Raw genomic sequence first — 342 nt, forward strand, 5'->3', positions numbered from 1 at the left:
GTTACGGCTGAAAATTTTGGCAAATTATCTATTTTTGGAAATAAAGCGTTTCAGACACTCTACTGATTTTTCAAATTTTGTAGAGTGGAAATTCTCGAATGTAATGCACCGTCTCTCGGCAAAAATCAACCAAACTTTCTGAAGTTATAACTGCGCTTCGTTACGGCTGAAAATTTTGGCAAATTATCTATTTTTTTCAACTAAGCCGTTTCAAGCACTCTACTGATTTTTCAAATTTTCTAGAGCGGGAAGTCGAGAATTTAATGCACCGTCTATCGGCAAAAATCAACCAAACTATTTTTGACTTATAAGTGCAGTTGGTTTCGGCTAAAAATTCTGGCA

It is taken from the genome of Okeania sp. SIO3I5 (assembly GCF_010672085.1).
Classification (GTDB): Bacteria; Cyanobacteriota; Cyanobacteriia; order Cyanobacteriales; family Microcoleaceae; genus Trichodesmium.